Below are 23,772 nucleotides of genomic sequence, written 5' to 3'. Positions count from 1 at the left end.
CGCCCGCTCGCGGACCTCAGGGGAGAAGGGTGGGATATGCTTTGTCATGGCTCCAGTCTCTCAAGAGTTGGAGCCTCCGGAAATCCCGGGGCGGTTCAACCCGCTCAGGATCGCCGAGATCGAAGTCGGCCGGCACAGGGGACGGCTCGGCATCACCATCGCGCCCGGCAAGAGGCAGCCCCACGGCTTCTTCGGCCCGCACGAACGCGACCTCGGCGTCGACCTCGACGCGGTGGCGGCTTGGGATGCCGCGGCCGTGGTGACTTTGATGGAGGCGCACGAACTGGCTCGGGTCGGGATCGCCGAGATCGGCACGGAGGTCCGGCGCCGGCATATGGAATGGCACCACGTCCCGATTGTCGACGTGTCCGTACCGGACGCTGCCTTCGAGGCGGCGTGGCCCGCCCTCTCGGGCCGCCTGCGGAGCCTTATTACCCGCGGCGCCCGCGTGCTCGTCCACTGCCGGGGAGGCCTGGGGCGCTCCGGCATGCTCGTCGCGCGGCTCCTCGCCGAGGACGGCATGGACCCCCGCGAGGCAATCGACGCCGTTCGCACCGTCCGCCCCGGCGCGATCGAGACACCCGCGCAGGAACACTGGGTGGTGCGGGGGGCGGTCGTGCCCCCGCATCGCCCATCGACCGAGCGCGGCGACCTGCGTGACCGGGCGGTCGGCGCGCTGGTCGGACTGGCGGTCGGCGACGCGCTCGGCACTACGATCGAGTTCACGGCCAAACCGCGCCACGCAGCGCTTGACGGCATCGTCGGCGGCGGTCCGTTCGGTTTACGGCCGGGCCAGTGGACAGACGACACCGCACAGGCGCTGGCTCTCGGCGACAGCCTCGCGCACGATCCGCGGCTCGATCCCCGGGACCTAATGGACCGTTTCACCGCGTGGTACCGGGGCGGGGAGTACTCGTGCACGGGCGCTTGCTTCGACATCGGCAACGCCACGCGCGACGCCCTGGATCGCTACGGGCGCACGGGGGACCCCATCGCAGGTTCGACGAGCGGAACGGCGTCGGGCAACGGTGCGCTGATGCGCCTGGCCCCCGTCGCGATCCGCCACTGGAACAACCCTGAGGCTTTGATGGCGGTCTCCGACCGGCAGACTCGTACCACCCACGGCTCGCCCGCCACGGTGTGCTGCTCGCGCCTGCTCGCCGACATGCTTGCGCAGGCCATCGCGGGGGCGTCGCTGGACGACGTGCTGGGGAGCCCCTCGGCCGAGGCCGTCGAGGGGGGCTGGAGGGGCCTTCCCCGCGACGCGATCGAGGGCTCGGGCTACGTCGTCCGTTCGCTTCAGGCAGCCGTATGGGCGGTCTCGCGCACGACGGATTTCCGGTCCGCGGTGCTGCTCGCCGCCAACCTCGGCGACGACGCCGACACCACGGCGGCGATCGCCGGCCAGCTCGCCGGTGCCGTCTACGGCCTGTCCGGCATCCCGGAGGACTGGGTCGCCGTCCTCGCCTGGGGTGACCGGATCGAGGAGATCGCAGGGACGCTGCTCGATGCCACGATGTCGGACGCCGCCCCGGCGGCGGCCCTATCGCGGTTCGTCGAGACCGGGGAGGGAGTCCGGGTTTTTCGACCGGGTGTCGGCGAACTGATCCCCGGGCGGGGACCCGGGGTCGCGTCACGCGTGCCGGACGTGCGCCCCGATATCGTTCCGGCGGCTAGCGAGGACCCGGGGGCGTGGCAGCGATCCGTCAACGAACTCGTTGGTTTCTGGTCCCGGTTGGGGGACGCGCATGTCCACCCGGATGATCTCGGGCACGTCGGCGACGGCGACGGCGACTTCGCCCTCGACCTCCACCCCGTGCCGTGGGCGGGATCCTTGCGCGACGCGAAGGTCCACATCCTGTTCCTGAACCCCGGCCTGAGCCCGGATGACGCGGTCGAGGAGGCCAGGCCCGCCTTCAAGGCCGCCCTGCGGGCCAACCTCCGGGGCGACCGGCCCTACCCGTACCTGCTGACGGAGCACGCTACGCATCCGGGGTTCCGCTGGGCGCGCCGGACCTTCGGGCCGGACATCGTCGAGGCCGACGCCCCCGATATCTGCGTCCTCCAGCTCGTGCCCTACCACTCGAAGGAGGGGGCCGTAGCGACGCGGGCGGCGCGGGGCCTCCCCTCGTCTGGGATGATCCGCCGTTTCGTGCGGGACGGGATCCTGCCGCGCGTGCGGGCCGGGGCGGGAGCCCTGATCGTTGCCCGTTCAGCCAAGCTGTGGGGCGTCACGACGGAGGAGCCGCGCGTGGTGGTCTACGCCGGTGCCGAGCCGCGCCGAGCCTTCCAGACAGCCGGTAGCCGAGGGGGCAAGCTATTACGGGAGATGCTACGGCCCGTGCCCTAAGAGACGCGCGGATGGGACGGCCTGCACTCAGGGTCCCAGCGACCTAGCGACGTACAACGACGCAGCACGATCCTCGGCGTTCGCAGTTAAGGGAAGCGGGAAATGTCAGCCGTTTTCCTCACCTGTTTCCTGATGAAACATGCCGAGTTCGCGGGTGCCACGGCGGCCTTACTTCGGTACGTCTGGTTCCGCCGCGGGAAGTGCTTCCACGTTTGTAGGCTCGGTCCCGGAGCGACGCCCACTGTCGCAGACGTGGAAGCCGGACATTCCTGGAAGCCGCGGCGATTGATTCCGCCGCGCCACGCGCTTTCACCTATGCCGAGCTCGGGGGCATGGCGTAGCCTCAGACTTGATCCGCGGGGTACGGGGCTGGCGCACGATGGGGCACACGTCGAGGATATCGACCCTCAAGCTTCTCGTGCTGGACAGTTCCCACCTCGGCCAATTCGTCAAGGACCTGAACTCGCGACGTGCCGACGAGCGGCGTCGGGCGTCGGATTTCCAGGGGCTTCTCGACGCCGGGAACTGGATCCTGGCGCTCAGCTATCACCACTTGGCGGAAATCTATACGCACGCCGACGCCGCCGTGAGGGGCGAGCGCCTCGCTTACATCAGGTCCCGACCCGTCGTCGCCTACGTGCGTGCGGGCCGGGGTCCGGAGGCGGGGTTCGGCAGCATCGTCGACGTCTTGGGAACCGAGGTCGCCGCGGCGCTCGCGACGGGCTTTTCCGAAACACTCGCCATCGCCGACGCCGCGCGCCCGGACGTCTTCGCCTTCGCGTCCGGAAGGGATGTCATGCGCCCGCTCGACGAGGTCGGGCCGTACCTCGGCGAAAACATGCGTCGGCAGAGGGAGCGGACCCAACGGACGGTGGCCATCAGCCAGGCCGACGTGGAGAAGGCGCCGAACGTGACCCTGCGGGAGCTCTTTCGCCTGCCGCTACGGACGCCGGAGGATCACGAAGCCTTCCTGCGACGGTTCGGAGCCAGGATGACCAGCGAGGTGACCGAACGTGGCGACCCGGGCATCGAGAACCCGGCCGAGGTCGCGGCCTGGTTCACCGCCACCGTCCGCGAAGCGATGCGGCAGGCGCAGGAATCGGGCGTCCACCCGATCGTCTACCTGCTCGGGGCGATGGGGCTGAGGCCGGAGGAACTCGACGAGAATGCGACGATCGAGGACCTGCAACGCATCGCGTTCCATCATCACCGGGCCTCGATCGCCGCCCGCGGGACCGGCGTGGACCCAACGGTCGTAAGGGAGCGGGTACGTGCCGAGCGCCTACCGTCGGCCGTCATCGGCGACGCCATGGACCGCTTCGGGCAACAGCCCCGGCGACGGAAGGGAAGCGTCATGAACGATGTCCACCTCGTCAGCCTTTCGCCGTACGCGGGGCTCACCAGCGTGGACAAGGGGACGTTCGCGAACGTGGAGCGTGCCTCGGCGCGCTCTCCCGTGTTCAAGTCGATCATCGGCGCTGTCGCACGCGCCAGGACTTACGCCGACCTGATGCCTCACCTGAGTACGGATCCCGGTCGGGACATGGGCGGTCCAGCTTCCAGGGAGTGAGGGGGCGCAGCGGCGCGCTGCCGGGTCGTATCCGAAAGACGCCTTACCGGCGACACATGCAGGAAACGCCGACCGACGCGATAGGCCGAGAGAGAACTTGGCCGCTGCTAGGTTGGGGGCATATGTCAGGTTCACGACCGCGAAATCATGCGCAAGGTCGGACCGCATCGCCTCCCGATGATCTGGTTCCACGCCAACCGCACACAGCCCATACGCACGCCTGCACCAGTACGGCAGCAAACTGTCTTGCTGGTGGTGAACTACGGCATTGGCCGCGTCCCAGTGGCGACGCGCCTTTAATAGTAAGCCTGCAAGACAGCATGCTGTTAATGCAATGGGCTTGACGGCATGCCTCGGTCGAACGGCATTTCGCGTGTGGATCCGGATGTGGCTTGCAAGCGGAAGGTCATGGTCTACGTCCCGCCCGGGGTGCATCGGGCGATGAAGCAGGCCGCGCTCGACGATGGGGACCGCTTCGTCAGCGACGTCTACGTCGAGGCCGCCCTGGCCTTTCTCGCGAGCCGCGGGCTCGTCGTCGAGGAAGAGGGAAGTTCCGGGAGCGCGCCAGCGGGCGAGCCTACTCCATCGGTCGCGGACATCGTTGCGGCGGTCGAGGGTTTGGGCAGGCGCATCGAGGAGGTGTTCGAGCGGGAGACGGCCCCCAGACCCGCCGAGGGGCAGCCGGCCGGGACCCCGGCCGCGGAGGCGATGCGGGCGGTTCTCGCTGTTCTGAAGGAAGCTGGGGGTGAAGGCCTCCCCGATCGCGAGATGTCGAAGGCGGTGCAGGGTCGGGGCGTCAAATCGGGGGCCGAGGAGACCGCTAAGGCCGTACTGCGGGCGGCCGGCCTGGTTCGTTGCGAGGGGCGGCGCTGGTATCTGGATGATCCTGGACGGACGGGGTGACGCGCTCGCCGAAGCCGCCGGATGGGCCTGAAAATCCTCCCGGAGGTTTCCCGGAGGTTGGCCTTTTCTCGAAGGGACGAGGCCGCATCGGAACGGATCGGACCGAACCAGCATCGATGAAAATCAATGGGTTAGGATCAGCCGGTTTCCTATCCGCAAACACGCGGTAGGGCGCAAAACCGGGACATCCCGTAGGTTTCCCGCAGGTTGCGGGACACCGGACCCGTCCGGCGGGACGGTCCCACGCTGACCCGGACCTCCCCATCCCCGCCGGTCCATGGAACGCCAGCTCCCCATGGGGCCGTGTCGCCGTCGCGGACGCCCGGCATGGAAGCCGGGCATCCCGCGTCATGCCTTTACGATGTTCCCGGGTCCGCGAAAAGCATTCCATGGATACATGGGACCGGCCGGCGTCTCCCGGTCGGCACGGTCGGCGGGGATCCGACTCATCCCGGTCCTGGGTTCGGGTGCACGGTCGCGCAGCGGTTGCCGGGCGCGTCCCACTACCGGGTCGCGTCGCCTCGGCCACGATCCGGCTGGCCGCGGCCCAAGGTGAGGAGCGAGCCGCGGTACAGCTACGTCAACGGCAGGCGACGCGATTGCTGCGATACCCTTCGATGCGCTGGATCAACCGTCGTCTTCACGAATGGGCGATTGCCCCGACACCGCTACGTTTTCGTGCCATGGCTCCGCGATCACCCCTCGGAAGTCCCATGGTCCATACCGGCTACGATCCCACCTTCGTCGCGCTCTCCATCGTCATCGCGGTGTTCGCGTCCTACGCCGCCCTCGACCTCGGGGCCCGGGTCCGCGGCCGGGACGCCGGCCCGCGCTGGGCCTGGGGGGCCGGCGCCGCAATCGCCATGGGCGGCGGCATCTGGGCGATGCACTTCGTCGGCATGCTCGCCTTCGAGATGGGCCTGCCCGCCGCCTACGACTTCGGGCTGACGCTGCTGTCCCTGGGCATCGCGGTCGGATCAACGGCCGCGGCCTTCGCCTGGGTCGGATATCGGGGGACAAGCGCCGCATCCCTGCTGGTCGCGGGGCCGCTCATGGGGGCGGGCGTGGCGGCGATGCACTACACCGGCATGGCCGCGATGCGGGTGCCGGGCAACCTCGCCTACGATCCCGCCATCGTCGCGGCCTCCGTCGCCATCGCCGTGACGGCGGCGACCGCCGCCCTATGGCTGACGTTCCGCCGGAACAAGCCCTGGCAGAAGCTCGCCGCGGCCTGTGTCATGGGTCTCGCTGTCGCCGGGATGCACTACACCGGCATGGCAGCTGCGACCTTCACCTCCGAAGGCACCAGCGCCCACGCCGCGCACGCGACCTCGCTCGGCGTCAACCAGCAGAACCTCGCCCTGGCGGTGGCGGGGGTGACCTTCGTCATCCTGTTCCTAGCGATGATGGCCGGCTCGTTCGACCAGCGCCGGGTCCAACGTAGCCTCCATGTGAGCGAAGAGCGCTTCCGCTCGGCGGTACGGGCGGTGGACGGGGTGATGTGGACGGCCGACGCCGCCGGCAACCTCGTCGAGGAGCAGCCCGGCTGGGAGCAGATCTCAGGACAGACCTTCGCCCAGTACCGCGGCGGCGGCTGGACGGCCGCGATCCACCCGGAGGACCTGGCGGAGACGCGGCGGGTCTGGGAGGCGGCGGTCCGGGGCGGGACGCCGTATAGGGTCGAGCACCGGGTCCGGGCACCGGATGGCGCGTGGCGGTACCATTCCGTGCGCGCCGTGCCGGTGCGCGACGTCGACGGTGCGGTCCGGGAATGGGTCGGCGTGCACGCGGACGTCACCGAGCGCCGCGCGTTCGAGACGGCGCTTGAGGAAGCCCGCGACGCTGCGGAGGAGCACAGCCGGGCCAAGAGCCGCTTTCTCGCCAACATGAGCCACGAGTTGCGCACGCCGCTGTCCGCGGTGATCGGCTACTCGGAGATGCTGGAGGAGGAGGCGGAGGAGCTCGGCCAGGACAGCCTGCTGAAGGACCTCGGCAAGATCAAGTCGAACGCCCAGCACCTGCTCGGGCTGATCAACGATGTGCTCGACCTGTCCAAGGTCGAGGCCGAGAAGATGGAGCTGTACCCGGAGGATATCGACGTCGCCGCGTTCGTCACGGATGCCGCAGGCACCGTGGAGGCATTGGTGGCCAAGAAGAGCAACGTCCTGGCGTTGGACGTGGCCGACGACGTCGGCCGGGCGCGCACGGATGCGCTGAAGCTACGCCAGTGCGTCTTCAACCTGCTGTCGAACGCCGCCAAGTTCACGGAGGGCGGCACCATCACCCTGAGGGCTACTCGCGAGGTCGACGTGGCCGGTGATTGGCTCCGATTCACGGTGCAGGACACCGGCATCGGCATGAGCCCCGAGCAGGTCGGGCGCCTGTTCGAGCGCTTCACCCAGGCCGACGAGAGCACGACGCGCACCTACGGGGGGACCGGCCTCGGGCTGGCGCTGAGCCGCGCTTTCGCGCAGTTGCTCGGCGGCGACATCACCGTCGAGAGCGTCGAGGGCCGGGGGACCAGCTTCACCCTGCGCGTCCCGGCGGCGGCCCCCGAGCTGGCTGTCGAGGCAACGCCGGCGGCCCCCGAGAACCACGCCGCTACGGGCGACCTCGTGCTCGTCATCGACGACGCGGCCAATCAGCGTGAGCTGATGACCCGGTTCCTGGAACGCCAGCGATTCGCCGTTCGCACGGCGGGGGACGGGCGTACCGGGCTCGACCTCGCCCGGTCGCTCAAGCCCCGGGCCATCCTGCTCGACGTGATGATGCCCGAGATGGATGGTTGGTCGGTGCTCGCCTCCCTCAAGGCAGCCCCGGAGACCGCCAGCATCCCCGTGGTCATGGTCAGCTTCGTCGCCGACGCAGCCCTGAGCGCCTCGCTCGGGGCGGTCGAGGCGGTGCCAAAGCCCGTGGACTGGACGCGGCTGCGTACGATCTTGGACCAGTTCCGGGCGTCCGACGGCGACGTGCTTGTGGTCGACGACGACGCCGACATGCGCCACCGCCTCCGGACCGTGTTGGAGCGCAACGGCTGGAGCGTGCGCGAGGCAGGCGACGGCTGCGACGCGCTCGACCAGGTCCGGCATGGCGTACCGCGTCTCGTGCTACTCGACCTGACCATGCCGTTGATGGACGGCTTTTCGTTCCTCGATCGGCTGCGGGGCCTACCAGGGTGCGCCGAGGTCCCCGTGGTGGTGCTGAGTGCCCGGGACATCACGGCCGCCGAGCGCGGCCGTCTGTCCGAGGCCGACCGGATCCTGCGCAAGGGCGACACCTGCCTGCAGGACATCGCCACCGAACTGCGCAAGCTCGACAATCGTCAAACGGACGCTAAGGGCTCGGTTCCGACGTACGAGCCGTCGCGAACCTGAGGGCGAGAACGCGGACCGTCCCGCCAATCCGAGGCGACGCTGTCGCCGTCGCAACCGGCGTCCTCGACGGAACCGATCGATTTCACTCCCACGCTCGATGACGACATCCCCGCGGCACGGATCGCCGGGCTTCTCGCGCACGGAGCGTCTCGACCCGCCGGAGGGATGCCGGCCGTAGCGGACGGCATCCCTCCGGCCTGTCCTCCCGCGGCCGTGGACGAGCGAAGCCCGGGGCGATCGCTCGCCCCGGGCTCGGTCAGGAGATCGGGGCCTTATCCCCTTTTGGGCCTAGGCAACGATCGAGAGACGCGCCGGGGACCTTGGCGGCACGGGGGTACCGTTCTGGCCGACCCGCAACGCCGGGGTGTCCACGCGGCGGCGGTCCGTCGCCTTGCGCCGCGTGGCCGCGTCGTCGTTGGCCGGCGTCGCCATGACCACCGGCTCGGACAGCATCGGGACGAGGGCGAGGAGCGGCACGGCTTTCCGCAGGCCCCGGGTGTCCGCCAAGGCCTCGGCGGCGGCCTCCTGGCCCTCCATCGTCCACTGCCCGTACACACGGACCATCGTCTGCACTGCCATGCCGAGCAGGTCGGCCCCCTTGCGCACGTCCACGCTGGCGATGCGGAGCATGGTGGCGGCCGTGTGCCGGAGCGTGTGACCGAGGCGATCGCCGACGTGGCCGCGGAGGTGCGGGCCCTGCGCTCGGACGTCTCCGCGCGCTTCCCCCAGCCCAGGGCCATTACCTGAGGCGACGCTTGACCGGTCTCGATGCGGCTAGTGCACTGACGCGAGCGGATGATTCACGGGGGGCGCGATGCGTGCGAGTTTGGGCGATGGCTCAGACCGTTTGCATTCTTCTCGATGCCGCGGCCAAGGCGCAGTTGACGGGAATTGCGGGCGACCGCTCGCGTCCGCTCAAGCACATCTTGCGAGCCCGCATCATCCTGCTCTCGGCCGAGCGCCTGAGCGTGCAGGACGTGGCGCGGCACGCGGGCGTCAGTCGACCCGCCGTCTGGCGCTGGCAGCAGCGCTACGGTGAGGAAGGCGTCGACGGCCTGCTGCGGGACAAGACGCGACCGCCCGGCATTCCGCCCCTTCCCCTTCGAGCGGTGGCCGAGGTGCTGGCGCTGACCTGCTCGGAGCCGCCGGGCGAGGTGACCCACTGGACCGGTCGCGCCGTCGCCGAGCGGATTGGGATCTCGCTGCGCTCCGTCCAGCGGATCTGGGAGGCGCACCGCCTGCAACCGCATCGGGTGCGGACCTTCAAACGCTCGCACGATCCGGCCTTCGTCGAGAAAGTAGAGGACGTGGTCGGTCTCTACATGGACCCGCCCGCCCATGCGGTCGTGCTCTCCATCGATGAGAAGTCCCAAATCCAGGCCTTGGAGCGCACCCGTCCCGACCGGCCGCTCGGCCCCGGACATCCCGCCGCCCAGACCCACGACTATACCCGCCACGGCACAACGACCCTGTTTGCCGCCTTGAACGTCCTGGAGGGAACCGTGCTTGGACGCTGCATGCAGCGCCATCGCCACGGCGAGTTCATCCGCTTCCTCAACGCGGTCGAGGCGGCCGTGCCGGCGGGCAAGCTCGTCCACGTGATCCTAGACAACTACGCCGTGCATAAGCACCCAAAGGTCCGCGCTTGGCTCGTCCGCCATCCACGCTGGACCTTCCACTTCACCCCGACTTCAGCCTCATGGCTCAACGCCGTCGAAGGCTTCTTCTCAGCCCTCACGCGCCGTCGGCTGCGACGCGGGACCTTCACCGGCCTCGTCGATCTGCAGGTCGCGATCAAACGCTACATCGCCGAGCACAACCGAAAGCCAAAACCCTTCGTCTGGACCAAACCCGCCGCCGCTATCTTCGACGCCCTCAACCGAGCCCCTGAACCATCTGTCTGAGTCAGTGCACTAGCAGGTTGAAGACGGGCGAGAACTGACCCGTTCGAAACTTTGGGATGAGGTCCTCGTAGAACTCGCTCGCGATGGCGTGGACCTCAAGCAGGTTCAACTGCCGCACGCCGGACCGCAGGTTAGCCCAGCGGGCCTCAACCAGAGCCGCGTGCGCGGCGTGCCGGCGCTTGGCCTCGCCCACGTCCTTCGTCCCGAGGCTAGCCTTCTCCTCGCGTTTGCCGACGAGCGCCAGGAGGTCCTTCGGGATGCGTTTACGGAACCAAAAGACGCCGGTCTTCGGATGGGGCCAGGGACGCGACATAGCGAGAACCACGTGTGTACCATCTGTGTGTACCACCGGACGGCCGCGAAGTCGCTGTTTCCCTTGGGAACGTCTGAAAAATAAGGCTTTTCAGGCTGATTGGCGGAGAGGGGGGGATTCGAACCCCCGATGCCCTTGCAGGCATGCCGCATTTCGAGTGCGGTGCATTCAACCGCTCTGCCACCTCTCCGCGGGGGCCTCGATGAGACGAGCGCGGCTTAGCATGGGTCGTGTGAGAGTCACAAGGCGGGCGGGGGAGAAAAGTCGCGGCGCTCAGGGCGCGGCGCGAAAGGTGTTCATTTGCGCCCGCAGGGTCTCGGCGAAGCGGGTGGCGTCGTGGCGGTCGCGGATGCGGGCGGCGAGGTTGGTGGGTGGGGGCGTTCGGGCGGCGGCCAGGATCGCGGCGGCGAGGGAATCCGGTGTCAGGGCGACGAGGCCGTCCGGGTCGGCCTCCGTCCCCGCCAGGAGGGCGCGGTGGGCGGGGATGTCGCTCGCCGCGATGGGGAGGCCGCGGGCGAGGGCCTCCACCAGGGCGAGGGGCTGGGCTTCGGCGCGGGAGGGAAAGACCGCGAGACCGATTCCGGCGAACGCCGTCTCGGGCGCCCGCTCGCCCGCGAAGGTCACGGCCGCGTCGAGGTCCAGGGCAGCGATCCGGCGGCGCAGGCCGGCAGCGAAGCCCGCGTCGAGTTCGGGGCCCACGAGGGTCAGATGGGCGTGCGGATGCGCCGTCCGCAGGCGCGCGAGGGCCTCCACGGCGAGATCCTGTCCCTTGCGCGGCACCACGGCGCCGACCACCCCGAGGGTCGACAGGGGATCGCCGTCCGGCCTCGGGAGCCGGGCGAGGGGCGGGAGCGGGTTGGGGATCAGGGCGGAGGGCAGGCCCACGGGCGGGGCGACATGCGGGCTGATGCGGATGCACGCATCCGCCAGCGCGGCGCGCAGGCGCGCCGCGCGGCCGTGTCCCGCATCGGCGTGGAGGTGCCAGAGCACGAAGGGGCGTGGACGCAGGCTCCGGGCAGCGAGGCCGTAGACGTAGAGGGACGGCTCGTCGTGGACGTGGATCACGTCCGGGCGCAGGCGGCGCAGGGCCAGGGTTTCGCGCGCCACGAGACCGGCGAAGCGCGGCAGAACGGCGAGCTTGCGCCATCGGCTCGAGAGCGGCCGGGACGGGAACAGCGCCGGGCTGCGCTCGTCGGCCTCCGCGAGGGGCGCCCGCACGGTGACGGCATGGGCGGGGCGGAGGGCCTCCGCCGCCGCGAGCAGCACCCGCGTGGAGCCACCGCGGGTGTCGTACAGGGTGGGAAGCAGGATCCTCACGGGATCCGGCGCGCCCGAGCCCGCGCGATGGAGCCGGGTCGGGCGCGCCGGGCGATCATGCGGCGGTTGTCGAAGGGCCGGTCGAGGCGTCGGCCAGGGCGGCCGCCACCTTGCGAGCGAAGGCGACGGGGTCGCGCGGCGTGTCGCCGTCCTGGACCCGGGCGAGGTCGAGGAGGGTGCCGGCGGCATCCGAAATGTCGGCCTCCGCCGCGACCCGGTCGGCCAGCGACCGGATCAGGGGATGGCCCGGATTGATCTCGAGGACCGGCAGACTGCCGCCGCCGCGCCCGGCCCGGCGCAGGAGCCGCTGCATCTGCAGATCCGGCCCGGCGCCGGAGGCGGAAAGCACCACGGCGCTCTCGACCAGGCGGTCCGTGGCGCGCACCTCGGAGACGTCCGCCGTCAGCGCAGCCTTCAACGCCGTCACCAGGGCCTCGACGGAGGCCGGGACCTCGGCGCCGTCTTCATCGCCCGCGAACTTCGCGAGGTCGACAGCGCCCTGCGTGATGGAACGCAGAGGCTTGTCGTCGAACCGGCCAAGGGTTTCGGGCCAGAACGCGTCGACATGGTCGGAGAGCAGCAGCACCTCGATGCCGCGGGCGCGGAAGCCTTCGAGCTGGGGCGAGTTCCGCAGGGCGTCGGCATCGTCGGCGACGAGGTAGTAGATCGCCTCCTGGCCGTCCTTCATCCGCGCCACGTAATCGGGGAGCGAGGTCCACCCCTCCACGGCGGAAGAGTGGAAGCGCAGGAGCGGGGCGATCTCGGCCCGGCGCTCATGGTCTTCGTAGATGCCCTCCTTGAGGACGGGGCCGAAGTTCTCCCAGAACGGCGTGTAGCCCTCCGCGTCCTTGGCCCGGTTGGTGAGCTCGGTCAGAACTCGGCCCGTCACCGCGCGGCGGATCTTGGTGAGCACCGGAGTCGCCTGCAGCATCTCGCGGGAGACGTTGAGCGGCAGGTCTTCGGTGTCGACCACGCCCTGGACGAATCGCAGCCAGGAGGGCAGCAGTTCGGCCTCGTCGGTGATGAACATGCGCCGGACGTGCAGGCGCACCTTGCTGGCGCGCTCGTTCTCCACGGCCTGGAACGGCTTCATGCCGGGTACGAACAGCAGCGCCGAGAATTCGAGGGCGCCTTCGGCCCGCCAGTGCAGGGTCGCCCACGGCTCATCGAAGTTCATGCCGACATGGCGGTAGAACGCCGTGTACTGCTCGGGCGTGATCTCGGATTTCGCCTTGCGCCACAGGGCGGTGCCCTGGTTGACCGTTTCCTCCTTGCCGTCCTCCACGAGGGCGATGGGCACGGTGATGTGGTCGGCCCATTTGCGCACGACGTGGTCGAGTCGGTAGCCTTCGAGGTACTCGTTAGCATCCTCCTTGAGGTGGAGCACGATATCGGTACCGGGCTCGGGGCGCGTCGCCGGCTCGAGGGTGTAGCTGCCCTGACCTTCCGAGGCCCAGGTCCAGGCCTCGTCCGATCCGGCACGGCGCGACGTGACGGTGACACGGTCGGCAACCATGAAGGCGGAGTAGAAACCGACGCCGAACTGGCCGATGAGGCTCGGCCGGTCCTCCGCCTTGGCGTCCCCGAGGGACTGGCTGAAGGCGCGCGTGCCCGAGCGCGCGATGGTGCCGAGGTTCTGAGCGAGCTCGGCCTTGGTCATGCCGATGCCGGCATCCGACAGGGTCAGGGTGCGAGCGTCCTTGTCGGGGACGATGCGGATCTTGGCGTCGGGCGGCAGGGCGGAGGCCGCATCCGTGAGGGCCTCGAAGCGGCGCCGGTCCATGGCGTCGGCCGAATTCGCCACGAGTTCGCGCAGGAAGATCTCACGGTCGGAATAGAGGGCGTGGACCACGAGGTCCAACAGGCGCCCGACCTCGGCACCGAATTCGTGCCGCTCCACGGTGTCGCTCAAGGGTCCGCCTCCGAATGGTGTGATGGGAAGGGTATACCGGAACGGGCGTCCCCGCCGGGACATCCCCGACGGTGCCACTGCGACGGGGCTACCCGAATGCGCGCGATATGCGCGTGGGGGGGCGGAAATTCAATGCCACACGTGGGTGCGGTGCAACCTTCACGGCGTTCGAGCGTAGCCAAGCCTTCCCATCCCGACGCCAAGGAGACGCCGCGTGGAACCGATGAAGCCGATGAAACCCATGGAGCCGATGAAACCCATGGAGCCGATGAAGGGCACCGAGCCTTGGTGGCCGCGGGAGCTTGGCCAACCCGCCAGCAGCGGCGGCCAGAACGACATGCGCTACGCGTTCTTCCCCGATGCTCACCGCCTCCTCGTCGAGATCGACGGCCAGCGCACCACCTACGACAGCGGCGATCACCGGATCTCCGGCGTCCAGCAAACCAACGGAACGGCGCCGCGCTTCTCGAGCCAGAACGGCGACGTCGCCCTGAACGACCTGAAGGTCGTCGACTGACACCACGGAGACGGCCCCGCGTCGCCATCGGGTCTATCAGATGTGGGCGGCGACGCGTTGGCCATGATCGCCGAGGCCACGCTTAGCCGCCTGGGCGTTGACGATCCCGAACCGCAGGACCGCCTGTTCGAGATAGTCGATGGCATCCGTGAGGCGTGTCCGCGCGGCTGCCAGCGCCTCAGCGCCATCCTCGGGCCTTGTCTCGGCCAGCCCGACCGCTGCGACGAGAACGCGGTCCCGCTCCTCCTCGATGCGACGGTCGCGCTCCACATGGCCTCGGACATCCGCATCGAAGGCCTCGATCACAGCCCACGGCAACTGTTCGGCGCCGCCCAAACCGGAGAATGCTTTTGCTCGACGGCGGCCCGTAGCCGTAGCGCGTGCAACCTCTTCCGCGAGCTTGGTGGTCATGTGCATTACCCATCGAGTGCCATGGCCAGTCGCATGCTCGCAGCGCTGGCACCGTTGCGGTGGTTTTAGCACCACCTGGGCATTTTGATATCGAACGGCAGCTGGAAGCGCCTTCGGTAGTGGGACACAGGACGAGCGGGACGAGGTTAGCGAACGACCGTTCGATGATGGCCCGCCGCGAGGCAGGTCGTCATTTTCTACCCGACCCGCCCGACGGTGCTCGGCGAGAAGGTCACCGTTCGTATGAGACGGGCATCGAAACCGGGAGTGCTCGGATGCGATCCGGATGGATGCCGGGCCGTCGCCGGATCGTGCTCTTTCAAAGAAAATCAAGCGTCAGGCGGCGCGCACCGTCACGAGAAAGTGGGACACCTGGGCGCTGAGATCTTCGGATTGGCGCGACAGTTCCGATGCGGAGGAGAGGACCTGCGCGGCGGCGGCGCCGGTCTCCTCGGCCGCCATCGCGACGCCCGTTACGTTGCGGGTGACCTCCCCGGTTCCGGCGGCGGCTTCGCTGACGTTGCGGGCGATCTCCTGGGTCGCGGCGCCCTGCTGTTCGACGGCCGCCGCGATGGAATTTGCCACGTCGCTGATCTCGCGGATGCGGGTCGTGATCCCCGCGATGGCCGTGACCGCCTGACCCGTCGAAGCCTGGATCCGGCCGATCTGACCGGTGATCTCGTCGGTGGCCCGGGCTGTCTGGTTGGCGAGTTCCTTCACTTCCGAGGCGACCACGGCGAAGCCCCGTCCGGCCTCGCCGGCGCGTGCCGCCTCGATGGTGGCATTGAGCGCCAGGAGGTTGGTCTGGCCCGCGATGGTCGAGATCAGCGCGACCACATCGCCGATGCGGGCCGCCGTCTCGCTGAGGTCGCGCACCAGGGCAGCGGTCTCGCTCGCTTCGGACACGGCGAGGCGCGACAGCTTCGCCGACCCGTGGACCTGCCGGCCGATCTCCGCGACGGAGGAGCCGAGCTCCTCGGCGGCCGCGGCGACGGTCGTGACGTTCCTGGCCGCTTCGTCCGATGCCGCGGCCACGCCCGTCGAGCGTTCCGCGGTCTCGGAGGCCGTGGCAGAAAGGCTGCCAGCCGTCGCCTGGAGTTCGGTCGCCGCAGCGCTCACCTGCGCGACGATGCCGCCCACCGCCGCCTCGAACCGATCGGCGAGGCCGAGGGTCGCCGACCGGCGCTGGGCTTCGGCGTCCAGGCGGGCGAGGCGGGATTCCTCCTCGAGGACACGGGTCGCGATGATGTTGTCCTTGAACACCTGGACGGCGCTCGCCATCGCGCCGATCTCGTCGCCCCGACCGGCGCCCGGAACGGTGATCCCGGTGTCGCCGTCAGCGAGGCGGCCCATGGTCTCCGTCATCCGGCGCATGGGCCGACTCACGCCGAGGGCGAGACCGGCGGCGGCGCCACCGGCGATCACCAAGGCGACGCCGACGAGGATCAGGGTGGTGAGGAGTGCCGTGTCGTAGGTGTCCTGCGCATGGGCGCCGCTCACGCTCGCCTCGCGCTCCTCGAGTTCGGCCATCTTCTGCAGGGGGCCGAGCACCAGATTCACCCCCGTCGACATGTCGGTGTTGTAGATGCGTTGCGCCGTGGCGGTCTCTCCGGCCTTCACGTGCGCGATGACGGAGGCCTGCAACGCCTTGTAGGCGACCCAACTCGTCCGGAAGGCCGCCGTCAGGGCTTCGGCCTCCGGTGATTTCGACCGCGCTTCGAATGCGGTTTGGAGGGTGGTCATTTCGGCTTCGCGCTTGGTCAGGGTCGCGAGGATCTCCGCGCGCAGCTCGGGCGTATCGGCGGTGATCACCCGGGCTCCGTTGGTACGGGTCCGCAGGACCAGGACCTGGATCTTGCCGAGGAGTTGGATGTTCGGCAGGCGCTCGTCGCGCATCTCGCGTGCGACGGTGTTCACGGCGTGCAACTGCAGAAGTGCCAAGCCTCCGATTCCCGCGACGAGCAGAAATACGAGGCCGAAGCTCAGGAACAGCTTCGTCCGGATAGACAATGTGCCGAGGAACATGATGCGCGAGCCATACTGATGGTGAACCGACAAACGATGCCTGCAGAACGTTAAATAAGTTTTCCACTTGTTGAGACGAATATCTTACAAGCAAAAGTCAGCAATCATTCCCTTCGATCAAATAATCGGCATCAATACGTGATCGAATTCCCGCACTCAGATAACTACGGACGCAGAAATCCTTGTTAGTTTGGAATTTTCGAAGATTTACAACCTGGATGATTGGGCGAGGTCTATTTCCCACCCAATTTCCTCGAATGACGTCGGCGAACACCATCTCGATGATTTCGAATGGCTTTTACAGCGTCGAGTTGATCGGCGAACTCCCGTTCGAAAATCCGGTGCCTGCCGCCACGCCGCGATCGCGACGCGCGAGAGGGGCGGCCCGACGGGACGCCCCCCCGCTCCGATGCCCTTACCCGCGCCCCAACGCCGCCGAGATGAGCCGCAATCCATCGGCGCTGTCCCATTCGGCCGGCCCTTTCATCACCCCGAGGGTGCAACCGGCGCCATCGATCAGAAGGGTCGTCGGCAGGCCGAGGGACCCGGTGGCCTTCTGGATCGCCGGCAGGACGCGCCCGCCCGGATCGGCGTAGTAGGTGAGTTCGGCGATGCCGTTCTGGGTCAGCCAGGCCGGCGGTGCGTCGAGGTTGCGTGTGTCGATGTTGATGGCCACCACGGAGAAATCGGCGCCGCCGAGTTGCGCCTGAAGCCGGTCGAGGGCCGGCATCTCGGCCTTGCACGGCGCGCACCAGGTCGCCCACAGGTTGACGAGCCGGAGGCCCTTGATCCCCTCCAGGGTGGCCTCGGTGCCGTTCGGTCCCTTGAACGCCAGGGCGGGTGCGGGGACCGGCTTCGGTGAGACCTGCAGGGCGGCCACCTGGCCGCGCGCCAGCGGCGCGATCCGGCCAGCCGCCTCGGCGGAACCTGCACAGGGCGCGGCGGAGTTGCCGCCGGTCGAGCCCGTCCCGTATACGGCAAGCCCCGCGCCGAGCGCGGCGACGAGGATGGCTCCGGCGGCCAGTGTGAAGCGGGCGCCGGGCATCATCGTTGCGTCTCGGGCTTGGCAGGCGGGGCGACTGGAAGGATCAGGGACAGCATGAGCAACCGGATGTGGGGCGGGCGCTTCGCGAGCGGCCCCGCCGAGATCATGGAGGAGATCAACGCCTCCATCGGGTTCGACAAGCGCCTCGCGCCCCAGGACATCCGCGGCTCCCTGGCGCACGTAGCGATGCTGGGGCAGGCCGGCATCCTGCCTGCCGCCGATGTGGCGGCGATTCAAGACGGTCTCAAGGCCGTGCGCGATGAAATCGAAGCCGGCGGCTTCGTGTTCAAGCGCGAACTCGAGGACATCCACATGTCCATCGAGAGCCGGCTGACCGAGATCGTCGGCCCGGCGGCCGGGCGGCTGCACACGGCGCGCTCCCGCAACGATCAGGTGGCCACCGATATGAAGCTGTGGGTGCGCGACACCCTCGACGGCCTCGACATCCAGGCCGCCGGCCTCCAGCGGGCGCTGGCCGAAAAGGCGCTGGCCCATGCCGGTACGGTGATGCCGGGCTTTACCCACCTGCAATCGGCCCAACCGGTCACTTTCGGTCACCATTGCCTCGCCTATGTCGAGATGCTGGCGCGCGACCGCGGCCGGTTCCGCGATGCCCGTGCCCGTCTCAACGAGTGTCCTCTGGGTGCCGCCGCGCTCGCCGGTACGTCCTTCCCCATCGACCGGCACGCCACCGCCGCGGCCCTGGGTTTCGACCGGCCGACGGCGAACTCCCTCGATTCCGTGGCCGACCGCGACTTCGCCCTCGAATCCCTCGCCGCTGCTTCGATCTGCGCCGTGCATCTCTCGCGCTTTGCCGAGGAACTCGTGGTGTGGACCTCGGCACAGTTCGATTTCGTGCGCCTGTCGGACGGTTATACCACCGGCTCGTCGATCATGCCGCAGAAGCGCAACCCGGACGCGGCCGAACTGGTCCGGGCCAAATCCGGACGCGTCATCGGCGCCCTCACGGGCCTTCTCGTCGTGATGAAGGGCCTGCCGCTCGCCTATTCCAAGGACATGCAGGAAGACAAGGAGGGTACGTTCGACGCCCTCCAGGCCCTGTCCCTGTGTCTTGCCGCCATGACCGGCATGGTGCGCGACTTGGAGCCCAACGCCCCCGTTCTCGCGCGCGCCGCCGGCTCCGGCTACGCCACGGCCACGGACCTCGCCGATTGGCTCGTGCGGGAACTCGGCTTGCCGTTCCGTGAGGCCCACCACGTCACCGGTCGCCTCGTCGGGACTGCCTCCGCTCGGAGCGTCGGCCTCGAGGAGCTGACCCTCGACGAGATGCAGGCGGCCGAGCCGCGGATCACCGACGCGGTCTATGCGGTCCTGGGCGTGGAGAACTCGGTGTCGAGCCGCACGAGCTACGGTGGGACGGCCCCGGACAATGTGCGGGCCCAGGCCACGCGCTGGCTCGAACAACTCGGGAAAGACGCCTGAGAACACGGCCCGCACGAAAAAAGCTGGGCGGTGACGCGTGGCGTTCACGGCCCAGCTATGTGATCCTGCCTAGATCAGGCCCGAGCCCTTCGGAGATCGCGCGCATGCCCGTCGAGAGTTGGATTACGCCGGACGACACCCCCGTTTTCGCGGCGCAGGCCACGGACCGCATCGACGTCGCCCTGGCTCGCCTCGGCGAGGCCGAGCGTGCCGCGTTCTGGGCCTCCGTTCGCAAATGCTACAACACGCCGTATAACGATCCGAAGCCGCGCCCCCTACCGACGGTGCAGATCACCGCTCCGGTGCCGTCGCCGCCTCCGGTCCAGTCCATCGCTCAGGCGCAGACCATCCCCCTCGAACGGCCGATGCCAGGCCGCGACGTTCCGATGGCCGCGATGCCGGTCCCCAGCTTTGCCATCGAGGCCCACGCGTCCTGAGGGCCGGCCCTGGACCCAAACAATATCGATGCAAAGGCAGAGCGCCGGAGCATCGGACCGGTCGAGCAGTCCGGTCCGATGCCCGCGCGTCCCACAAGGTTTCCCCATGCACCTCGACGTCCGCCGCTGCCTCATCCTCGGGCTCTCGACGGCCCTCCTGTGCGGGCCGACCGCCCTGACCGGCGCCGGATCGCCCCTCGGCGCTGGCGTCGCCCAGGCGCAGGAGGCGGCCCCCGAGGAAGCCGAATCCCCACGCAAGCGCCGCCGTACGCGCGACGCGAAGGGCACGGCCAAGCCCGTGTCGGCGCCGGGGATGCAGCAGGCGACCCCCGTGGCGATCTTCGGTGATTGGAACGTCTTCGCCAGCGGGCAGGGCAGGACGCGGGTCTGCTACGCCATCGCCCAGCCGACGACGCGCTCGCCCAAAACCCTCAAGCGGGACACGGCCTACCTGTTCGTCACCGTTCGCAAGGCCGAGAACATCCAGAACGAGGTCGCGGTGATGCTGGGCTTCCCGGCCAAGCCCGCCGGAAGTCAGGCAGGTGCCGCCGCCAAGCCCGGCGCGGCCGCGACGGACCCGGCGATCCACCTCGGCGCCACGCGCTACGGCCTCGTGACCAAGGACAACAACGCCTGGCTGCAGAACCAGGCCGAGGAAGCGCGCGTCGTCACCGAGATGGCCCGCACGGCCAAGCTTCAGGTCAGAACCACGTCCCTCAAGGGAAATCCGACGAGCGACGAATACGCTCTGGCAGGCTTCAACGAAGCCATGAAGCGCACCCGCGACGAGTGCAAGTGAACGGGCACTTGTGAACAGGCGCTACTGAGCACGCGAACTTCGACGCGGGAAAGCCGCGCCTCCGAACGGGCACGGCGTTCCGTTTCGATCGCGTGCGGGCGTCTCAGACGGCGCGCAGGCGTCTGTCCTGCACCGGGCGGCCCCGTGCACCCGACCGGGCCCGGAACCGCTCGCGCGCGGCGCGTGCCGCCTGCTCGACGCTGCCGAACACCGTCCCGTCGAGGGGGTCGAAATCGCGCTGCGAGGAGAAGAATCGCACGCCGCCATGCTCCGGTACCGCGATTCCGGCCGTCACCTCTCCGATCTCGATGACTCGCGTCGGCGCGGGCACTCGCGCGGCGCGGAGCGACCGATCGACGTGCAGTTCGTTGCGAGCCCGGATGGCCTGCAGCTCGGTGAGCGGCGGAACGGCGGGACGGCGATTCAGGGCGAGGGCGGTGGTTTCAGCGTGATGATATGACATGGGATCGGAAATTCCTGATGCCGGCGCGCGGCCGGACTTCGCATTGCGGGACGGTCCATCGTGTGGTCAGCGTCGACAGCAATCGCGGGTGTTCAGGTAAGACCGAGGCAGGAATACAGTCAGCACGGCAAGTCATCCTCATCGAGCAAGGACCACGAGGCGCGGGCGCATCGCAGTGCTTTAGCGTTTGGTGACGCGGCGCAAGCTACACACTTCAAATCACCGCGGTGCAGAGGCGGTGAAATCCGCCGCCGAACACCCCAAAGATGCTGTGCGGCGGCCTATTCGTCAACGGATCGATCTTTCGAATGCATGGTCCAACGTGGCAGGATGCGCCTCCAACGATGTCCCGCACGATGGCTTCCTTCGGTTGGGCGTCAGGCGGTGGCAACCACCTCCGCAAACGCCGAAAAATCGGTGAACACCCGCGCGGCACCGGCGGCGATGAGATCGGCGCCCGTGCGGTCGTGGGCCCAGTGACCGCCGCCGACGAAGCCTGCGACACGCATGCCCGCCGCCCGGGCCGCCTGGACGCCCGGCACGCTGTCCTCGACGACGAGGCAGGCGCCCGGTCGGATGCCCATGGCGGCGGCCGCATGGAGGAACAGGTCCGGCGCCGGCTTGCCGTGCGCCACCATCGTGGAGGAGTAGACCCGGTTCCCGAACAGGGGCAGCAGGCCCGTCAGTCCAAGGGTATGAGACAGGCGGACCGGATCGCTGCTGGACGCGACGCAGTGCGGCAGGGAAAGGCCCGAAATGGCCAGCGCTACGCCGGGCATCGCCGTGAGGCCTTCGTCGAAGGCCCGTAGGGTGTCGGCCTTGACCACATCCACGAAGTCGTCCGGCACGGTGACGGGGTAATCGCGCACGATATGCGCCATGATCGAGACCATCGACGTACCGGCGAAGCGCACGCGGACGGTGTCGACGTCGATGGGCACACCGATGCGGTTGAGTCCGAAGGTGAGGCGAGCGAGGCTGATCGGCTCGCTGTCCACCAGCACACCGTCGCAATCGAAGATCACGAGCGCGAGGGTGGCATGCGGATCGGTCCGAGCGAGTTCGGTCGAAGTCTGTTGAATCAAGGCGGGTCCCCCGGGCGGCGGCGCTGGTTTCGCACGTGCGAGACAGGCACGGCAATGCGGCTCTCGCCGCCCGGATCGCCGGGACCTTGCACGGGAAGTCCGGCGCTCGTACTCAGGCAGCGGCCGGCGCGACGCTGGCGGGTGTGACCGGGTGCGATGCTTCGTTTCCTCAGCCGCTTCCTCGGCCTCGTTCTCCTCGCAGGGGGGTTCGTCGGCCTCATCTATGACGGTGCCCGGTCCATCGCCAACAACGGCGTGCGGATGACGAGCCTGAGTGATCTGCTGTTCACATTGTTCAAGGATCGGGCGAGCGCGCTCCAGGGGGCAGTCGAGGGGGTAGCCCCCTGGCTTTGGCAGATCCTGGTACTTCCCCTCACCCTGGCCCCGGCCGCTCTCCTCGGTCTGGGGTTCGGAGCGGTCCTGCTCTGGCTTGGCCAGCCCGGCCGCGAACCCATTGGTTTCCTCAGCCGGTCTTGAGGCGAAGATCGATCCTCGGCATCGCCCTCGGACGAGCCCCTTAATCCCCGGAGCCGCGTGCCGTCGCGCACGCCGCAGACGGCCCAACGTTTGCGCGCGATGGGGCGGGCCTTATGATCGTGCGTTCGCTCGCGGGTGGATCGCCGCGCGCGGGATCGCCGTGCGTCACATCCTACGGATCTAGGGTCATCTCGATGTTCCGCCTCCTCGTCGCCGCCCTCGCCCTGCCGCTGCTGGCGGCCGCCGCCGTCGCCCAGGCGCCAGCCGCGCCGGGTGGCCGCACGGTGACAGCCACCGGCGTCACCAAGCCGCCGGGCCGGGCTGGCAACGCACCGTTCACCCGTGCCAACACCGAGGCCGATATGGCCAAGGCGCAGCGCGCAGCCGCGACGCGCGACAAGGCATGGGATTCGAAGATGCGCACCACCATGGGGTCCATCTGCAAGGGCTGCTGACGGCGCAGGCGACACGGGATGATCCGATTCACAGGCGTCTCGAAGCGTTTTGCGGATGCCGCCCGCCCCGCCGTCGACGCCATCCACCTGACGATTCCGGAGGGCGAGACCTGCGCGCTCATCGGCCCGTCGGGCTGCGGTAAGTCGACGACCCTGCGGATGGTGAACCGGCTGGTCGAGCCGGATGCGGGCACCATCCACCTCGCGGGTGAGGCTCTCTCCGGCATCGAGCCAATCCGCCTGCGCCGCCGCATCGGCTACGTGCTCCAGGGCGTCGGATTGTTCCCGCATTGGACCGTGGCCCGCAACATCGCGACCGTGCCCGAGCTTCTCGGCTGGTCGAAAACTCGCACCGCCGCGCGTATCGACGCGATGCTTGACCTCGTCGGCCTCGATCCCGACGAATTCCGGGGCCGCCGGCCGGACGCACTCTCGGGCGGGCAGCGTCAACGCGTCGGCGTCGCCCGGGCCCTGGCCGCCGATCCGCCGGTCCTACTCATGGACGAACCCTTCGGCGCCGTCGATCCCGTGGCGCGCGGTCGCCTCCAGACCGAGATCGGCGCGATACTGAAGCGCCTGAACAAGACCGTGATCCTGGTGACGCACGACCTCGACGAGGCCGTTCGAATGGGAGACCGGATCGTCCTCATGCGGGATGGCCGCATCGTCCAGGCCGATACGCCCGATCGTCTGCTCGCACGACCAGCCGACGGGTTCGTGGCGGACTTCGTCGGGCCTGACCGGGCCCTCCGGCGTCTCGCCGGCCTCGACGTCGGTGATCTCGCCCGGCTTGGATCCAGCGAGGACGGGCCGGTCATCGCGTACGATGCTCCCGTGCGCGATGCTCTTTCGCTCATGCTGGAAACGGGTGCCGATCACGTCCGCGTGGCGGGGCTGGACGAGCCGTCGAGCCTCAGTCTCGCGGCCATCCGCGCCGCCTCGGCGCCCGCCGGTTAACCCGGCGGGCTTCGC

General features: G+C 69.0%; 21 protein-coding genes and 1 tRNA gene. 12 read left to right on the top strand and 10 right to left on the bottom strand.

The genetic code is table 11. From position 1 onward, the window contains the following. Nucleotides 1–46 precede the first annotated feature (46 nt). From ASF27_RS22720 to ASF27_RS10730, 4 genes are all read left to right on the top strand, one after another. Nucleotides 47–2,350, top strand: coding sequence for an ADP-ribosylglycohydrolase family protein (locus ASF27_RS22720; protein WP_082478987.1), 2,304 nt, complete (start codon nucleotides 47–49; stop codon nucleotides 2,348–2,350). A 379-nt stretch (nucleotides 2,351–2,729) separates the two neighbouring features. Next, on the top strand, nucleotides 2,730–3,920 hold the full coding sequence (locus ASF27_RS10740) for a hypothetical protein (RefSeq protein WP_210166269.1): 1,191 nt from the start codon (nucleotides 2,730–2,732) through the stop codon (nucleotides 3,918–3,920). Between the two features lie 408 nt (nucleotides 3,921–4,328). Then, nucleotides 4,329–4,823 carry a hypothetical protein gene (locus tag ASF27_RS10735; RefSeq protein WP_056359948.1) on the top strand — a complete coding sequence of 165 codons (495 nt, stop codon included), beginning with the start codon at nucleotides 4,329–4,331 and terminating at the stop codon, nucleotides 4,821–4,823. Nucleotides 4,824–5,536: 713 nt separating this feature from the next. Continuing rightward, nucleotides 5,537–8,197, top strand: a complete 2,661-nt coding sequence (locus tag ASF27_RS10730; RefSeq protein WP_056359945.1) for an MHYT domain-containing protein — start codon at nucleotides 5,537–5,539, stop codon at nucleotides 8,195–8,197. Nucleotides 8,198–8,485: 288 nt separating this feature from the next. Here ASF27_RS10730 and ASF27_RS10725 read toward each other — a convergent pair whose 3' ends face one another. Further along, on the bottom strand, nucleotides 8,486–8,827 hold the full coding sequence (locus ASF27_RS10725) for a hypothetical protein (protein ID WP_056359942.1): 342 nt from the start codon (nucleotides 8,825–8,827) through the stop codon (nucleotides 8,486–8,488). A 203-nt stretch (nucleotides 8,828–9,030) separates the two neighbouring features. Here ASF27_RS10725 and ASF27_RS10720 point away from each other — a divergent pair, with 203 nt between their 5' ends. Next, on the top strand, nucleotides 9,031–10,101 hold the full coding sequence (locus tag ASF27_RS10720) for an IS630 family transposase (protein WP_056359939.1): 1,071 nt from the start codon (nucleotides 9,031–9,033) through the stop codon (nucleotides 10,099–10,101). Nucleotide 10,102: 1 nt separating this feature from the next. Here ASF27_RS10720 and ASF27_RS10715 read toward each other — a convergent pair whose 3' ends face one another. The 4 genes from ASF27_RS10715 to htpG all read right to left on the bottom strand — a co-directional run bounded on the left by ASF27_RS10715 (nucleotide 10,103) and on the right by htpG (nucleotide 13,643). Further along, nucleotides 10,103–10,414, bottom strand: coding sequence for a DUF6538 domain-containing protein (locus ASF27_RS10715; RefSeq protein ID WP_056359936.1), 312 nt, complete (start codon nucleotides 10,412–10,414; stop codon nucleotides 10,103–10,105). A 100-nt stretch (nucleotides 10,415–10,514) separates the two neighbouring features. Beyond that, a tRNA-Ser gene (locus ASF27_RS10710) sits at nucleotides 10,515–10,604 on the bottom strand. A gap of 83 nt (nucleotides 10,605–10,687) precedes the next feature. Beyond that, on the bottom strand, nucleotides 10,688–11,731 hold the full coding sequence (locus ASF27_RS10705) for a glycosyltransferase family 4 protein (RefSeq protein WP_056359934.1): 1,044 nt from the start codon (nucleotides 11,729–11,731) through the stop codon (nucleotides 10,688–10,690). A gap of 55 nt (nucleotides 11,732–11,786) precedes the next feature. After that, a complete protein-coding gene (gene htpG / locus ASF27_RS10700) occupies nucleotides 11,787–13,643 on the bottom strand; it encodes a molecular chaperone HtpG (protein WP_056359931.1) in 1,857 nt (618 codons plus the stop codon). A gap of 223 nt (nucleotides 13,644–13,866) precedes the next feature. Between htpG and ASF27_RS10695 the strand changes: the two genes are divergently transcribed. Beyond that, nucleotides 13,867–14,160, top strand: a complete 294-nt coding sequence (locus tag ASF27_RS10695; RefSeq protein WP_056304183.1) for a hypothetical protein — start codon at nucleotides 13,867–13,869, stop codon at nucleotides 14,158–14,160. Between the two features lie 36 nt (nucleotides 14,161–14,196). On the opposite strand, the gene ASF27_RS10690 is transcribed toward ASF27_RS10695, so the two are convergent. From ASF27_RS10690 to ASF27_RS10680, 3 genes are all read right to left on the bottom strand, one after another. Next, on the bottom strand, nucleotides 14,197–14,571 hold the full coding sequence (locus tag ASF27_RS10690; RefSeq protein ID WP_056359965.1) for a hypothetical protein: 375 nt from the start codon (nucleotides 14,569–14,571) through the stop codon (nucleotides 14,197–14,199). A 336-nt stretch (nucleotides 14,572–14,907) separates the two neighbouring features. Then, nucleotides 14,908–16,596 carry a methyl-accepting chemotaxis protein gene (locus ASF27_RS10685; RefSeq protein WP_056359962.1) on the bottom strand — a complete coding sequence of 563 codons (1,689 nt, stop codon included), beginning with the start codon at nucleotides 16,594–16,596 and terminating at the stop codon, nucleotides 14,908–14,910. A gap of 415 nt (nucleotides 16,597–17,011) precedes the next feature. Continuing rightward, entirely contained in the window at nucleotides 17,012–17,644 is a 633-nt protein-coding gene (locus ASF27_RS10680; protein WP_082478983.1) for a TlpA disulfide reductase family protein, read from the bottom strand. A gap of 51 nt (nucleotides 17,645–17,695) precedes the next feature. On the opposite strand from ASF27_RS10680, the gene argH reads away from it, so the two are divergent. From argH to ASF27_RS10665, 3 genes are all read left to right on the top strand, one after another. Next, complete coding sequence (argH, locus tag ASF27_RS10675; RefSeq protein ID WP_056171239.1) at nucleotides 17,696–19,084, top strand: argininosuccinate lyase; 1,389 nt, start codon at nucleotides 17,696–17,698, stop codon at nucleotides 19,082–19,084. Nucleotides 19,085–19,188: 104 nt separating this feature from the next. Further along, nucleotides 19,189–19,521, top strand: coding sequence for a hypothetical protein (locus ASF27_RS10670; protein WP_056264075.1), 333 nt, complete (start codon nucleotides 19,189–19,191; stop codon nucleotides 19,519–19,521). A gap of 106 nt (nucleotides 19,522–19,627) precedes the next feature. Continuing rightward, a complete protein-coding gene (locus tag ASF27_RS10665) occupies nucleotides 19,628–20,320 on the top strand; it encodes a hypothetical protein (protein ID WP_056304179.1) in 693 nt (230 codons plus the stop codon). A 103-nt stretch (nucleotides 20,321–20,423) separates the two neighbouring features. Here the strand turns inward: ASF27_RS10665 and ASF27_RS10660 are convergent, their stop codons facing one another. Together ASF27_RS10660 and ASF27_RS10655 are read right to left on the bottom strand one after the other, a co-directional pair. Continuing rightward, the gene (locus ASF27_RS10660; protein WP_082478993.1) at nucleotides 20,424–20,684 is read right to left on the bottom strand and encodes a hypothetical protein; all 261 of its coding nucleotides are present in this window, start codon (nucleotides 20,682–20,684) and stop codon (nucleotides 20,424–20,426) included. A gap of 476 nt (nucleotides 20,685–21,160) precedes the next feature. Then, nucleotides 21,161–21,868 (bottom strand): HAD-IA family hydrolase, encoded by a 708-nt coding sequence (locus tag ASF27_RS10655; protein ID WP_244480976.1) that lies wholly within the window; start codon nucleotides 21,866–21,868, stop codon nucleotides 21,161–21,163. Nucleotides 21,869–22,024: 156 nt separating this feature from the next. On the opposite strand from ASF27_RS10655, the gene ASF27_RS10650 reads away from it, so the two are divergent. From ASF27_RS10650 to ASF27_RS10640, 3 genes are all read left to right on the top strand, one after another. Further along, a complete protein-coding gene (locus ASF27_RS10650; protein ID WP_056359928.1) occupies nucleotides 22,025–22,345 on the top strand; it encodes a hypothetical protein in 321 nt (106 codons plus the stop codon). Between the two features lie 194 nt (nucleotides 22,346–22,539). Then, complete coding sequence (locus tag ASF27_RS10645) at nucleotides 22,540–22,800, top strand: hypothetical protein (RefSeq protein WP_056171246.1); 261 nt, start codon at nucleotides 22,540–22,542, stop codon at nucleotides 22,798–22,800. An 18-nt stretch (nucleotides 22,801–22,818) separates the two neighbouring features. After that, nucleotides 22,819–23,757, top strand: a complete 939-nt coding sequence (locus ASF27_RS10640) for an ABC transporter ATP-binding protein (RefSeq protein WP_056171248.1) — start codon at nucleotides 22,819–22,821, stop codon at nucleotides 23,755–23,757. Nucleotides 23,758–23,772 lie beyond the last annotated feature (15 nt).

The organism is Methylobacterium sp. Leaf102, from assembly GCF_001422425.1.
In the GTDB taxonomy this organism is placed as follows: Bacteria; Pseudomonadota; Alphaproteobacteria; order Rhizobiales; family Beijerinckiaceae; genus Methylobacterium.
The sequence above is the reverse complement of the archived record's forward strand: the minus strand, read 5'-3'. Positions and strand labels throughout refer to the sequence as shown.

Coding starts and splice junctions, on each gene's coding strand:
- ASF27_RS10640 (WP_056171248.1), top strand. CDS start 22,819: ATGATCCGATTCACAGGCGTCTCGAAGCGTTTTGCGGATGCCGCCCGC.
- ASF27_RS10680 (WP_082478983.1), bottom strand. CDS start 17,644: ATGATGCCCGGCGCCCGCTTCACACTGGCCGCCGGAGCCATCCTCGTC.
- ASF27_RS10725 (WP_056359942.1), bottom strand. CDS start 8,827: ATGCTCCGCATCGCCAGCGTGGACGTGCGCAAGGGGGCCGACCTGCTC.
- ASF27_RS10740 (WP_210166269.1), top strand. CDS start 2,730: ATGGGGCACACGTCGAGGATATCGACCCTCAAGCTTCTCGTGCTGGAC.
- argH (WP_056171239.1), top strand. CDS start 17,696: ATGAGCAACCGGATGTGGGGCGGGCGCTTCGCGAGCGGCCCCGCCGAG.
- ASF27_RS10645 (WP_056171246.1), top strand. CDS start 22,540: ATGTTCCGCCTCCTCGTCGCCGCCCTCGCCCTGCCGCTGCTGGCGGCC.
- ASF27_RS10715 (WP_056359936.1), bottom strand. CDS start 10,414: ATGTCGCGTCCCTGGCCCCATCCGAAGACCGGCGTCTTTTGGTTCCGT.
- ASF27_RS10730 (WP_056359945.1), top strand. CDS start 5,537: ATGGTCCATACCGGCTACGATCCCACCTTCGTCGCGCTCTCCATCGTC.
- ASF27_RS10720 (WP_056359939.1), top strand. CDS start 9,031: ATGGCTCAGACCGTTTGCATTCTTCTCGATGCCGCGGCCAAGGCGCAG.
- ASF27_RS10665 (WP_056304179.1), top strand. CDS start 19,628: ATGCACCTCGACGTCCGCCGCTGCCTCATCCTCGGGCTCTCGACGGCC.
- ASF27_RS22720 (WP_082478987.1), top strand. CDS start 47: ATGGCTCCAGTCTCTCAAGAGTTGGAGCCTCCGGAAATCCCGGGGCGG.
- ASF27_RS10670 (WP_056264075.1), top strand. CDS start 19,189: ATGCCCGTCGAGAGTTGGATTACGCCGGACGACACCCCCGTTTTCGCG.
- ASF27_RS10735 (WP_056359948.1), top strand. CDS start 4,329: ATGGTCTACGTCCCGCCCGGGGTGCATCGGGCGATGAAGCAGGCCGCG.
- ASF27_RS10695 (WP_056304183.1), top strand. CDS start 13,867: ATGAAGCCGATGAAACCCATGGAGCCGATGAAACCCATGGAGCCGATG.
- ASF27_RS10685 (WP_056359962.1), bottom strand. CDS start 16,596: ATGTTCCTCGGCACATTGTCTATCCGGACGAAGCTGTTCCTGAGCTTC.
- ASF27_RS10690 (WP_056359965.1), bottom strand. CDS start 14,571: ATGACCACCAAGCTCGCGGAAGAGGTTGCACGCGCTACGGCTACGGGC.
- ASF27_RS10650 (WP_056359928.1), top strand. CDS start 22,025: ATGCTTCGTTTCCTCAGCCGCTTCCTCGGCCTCGTTCTCCTCGCAGGG.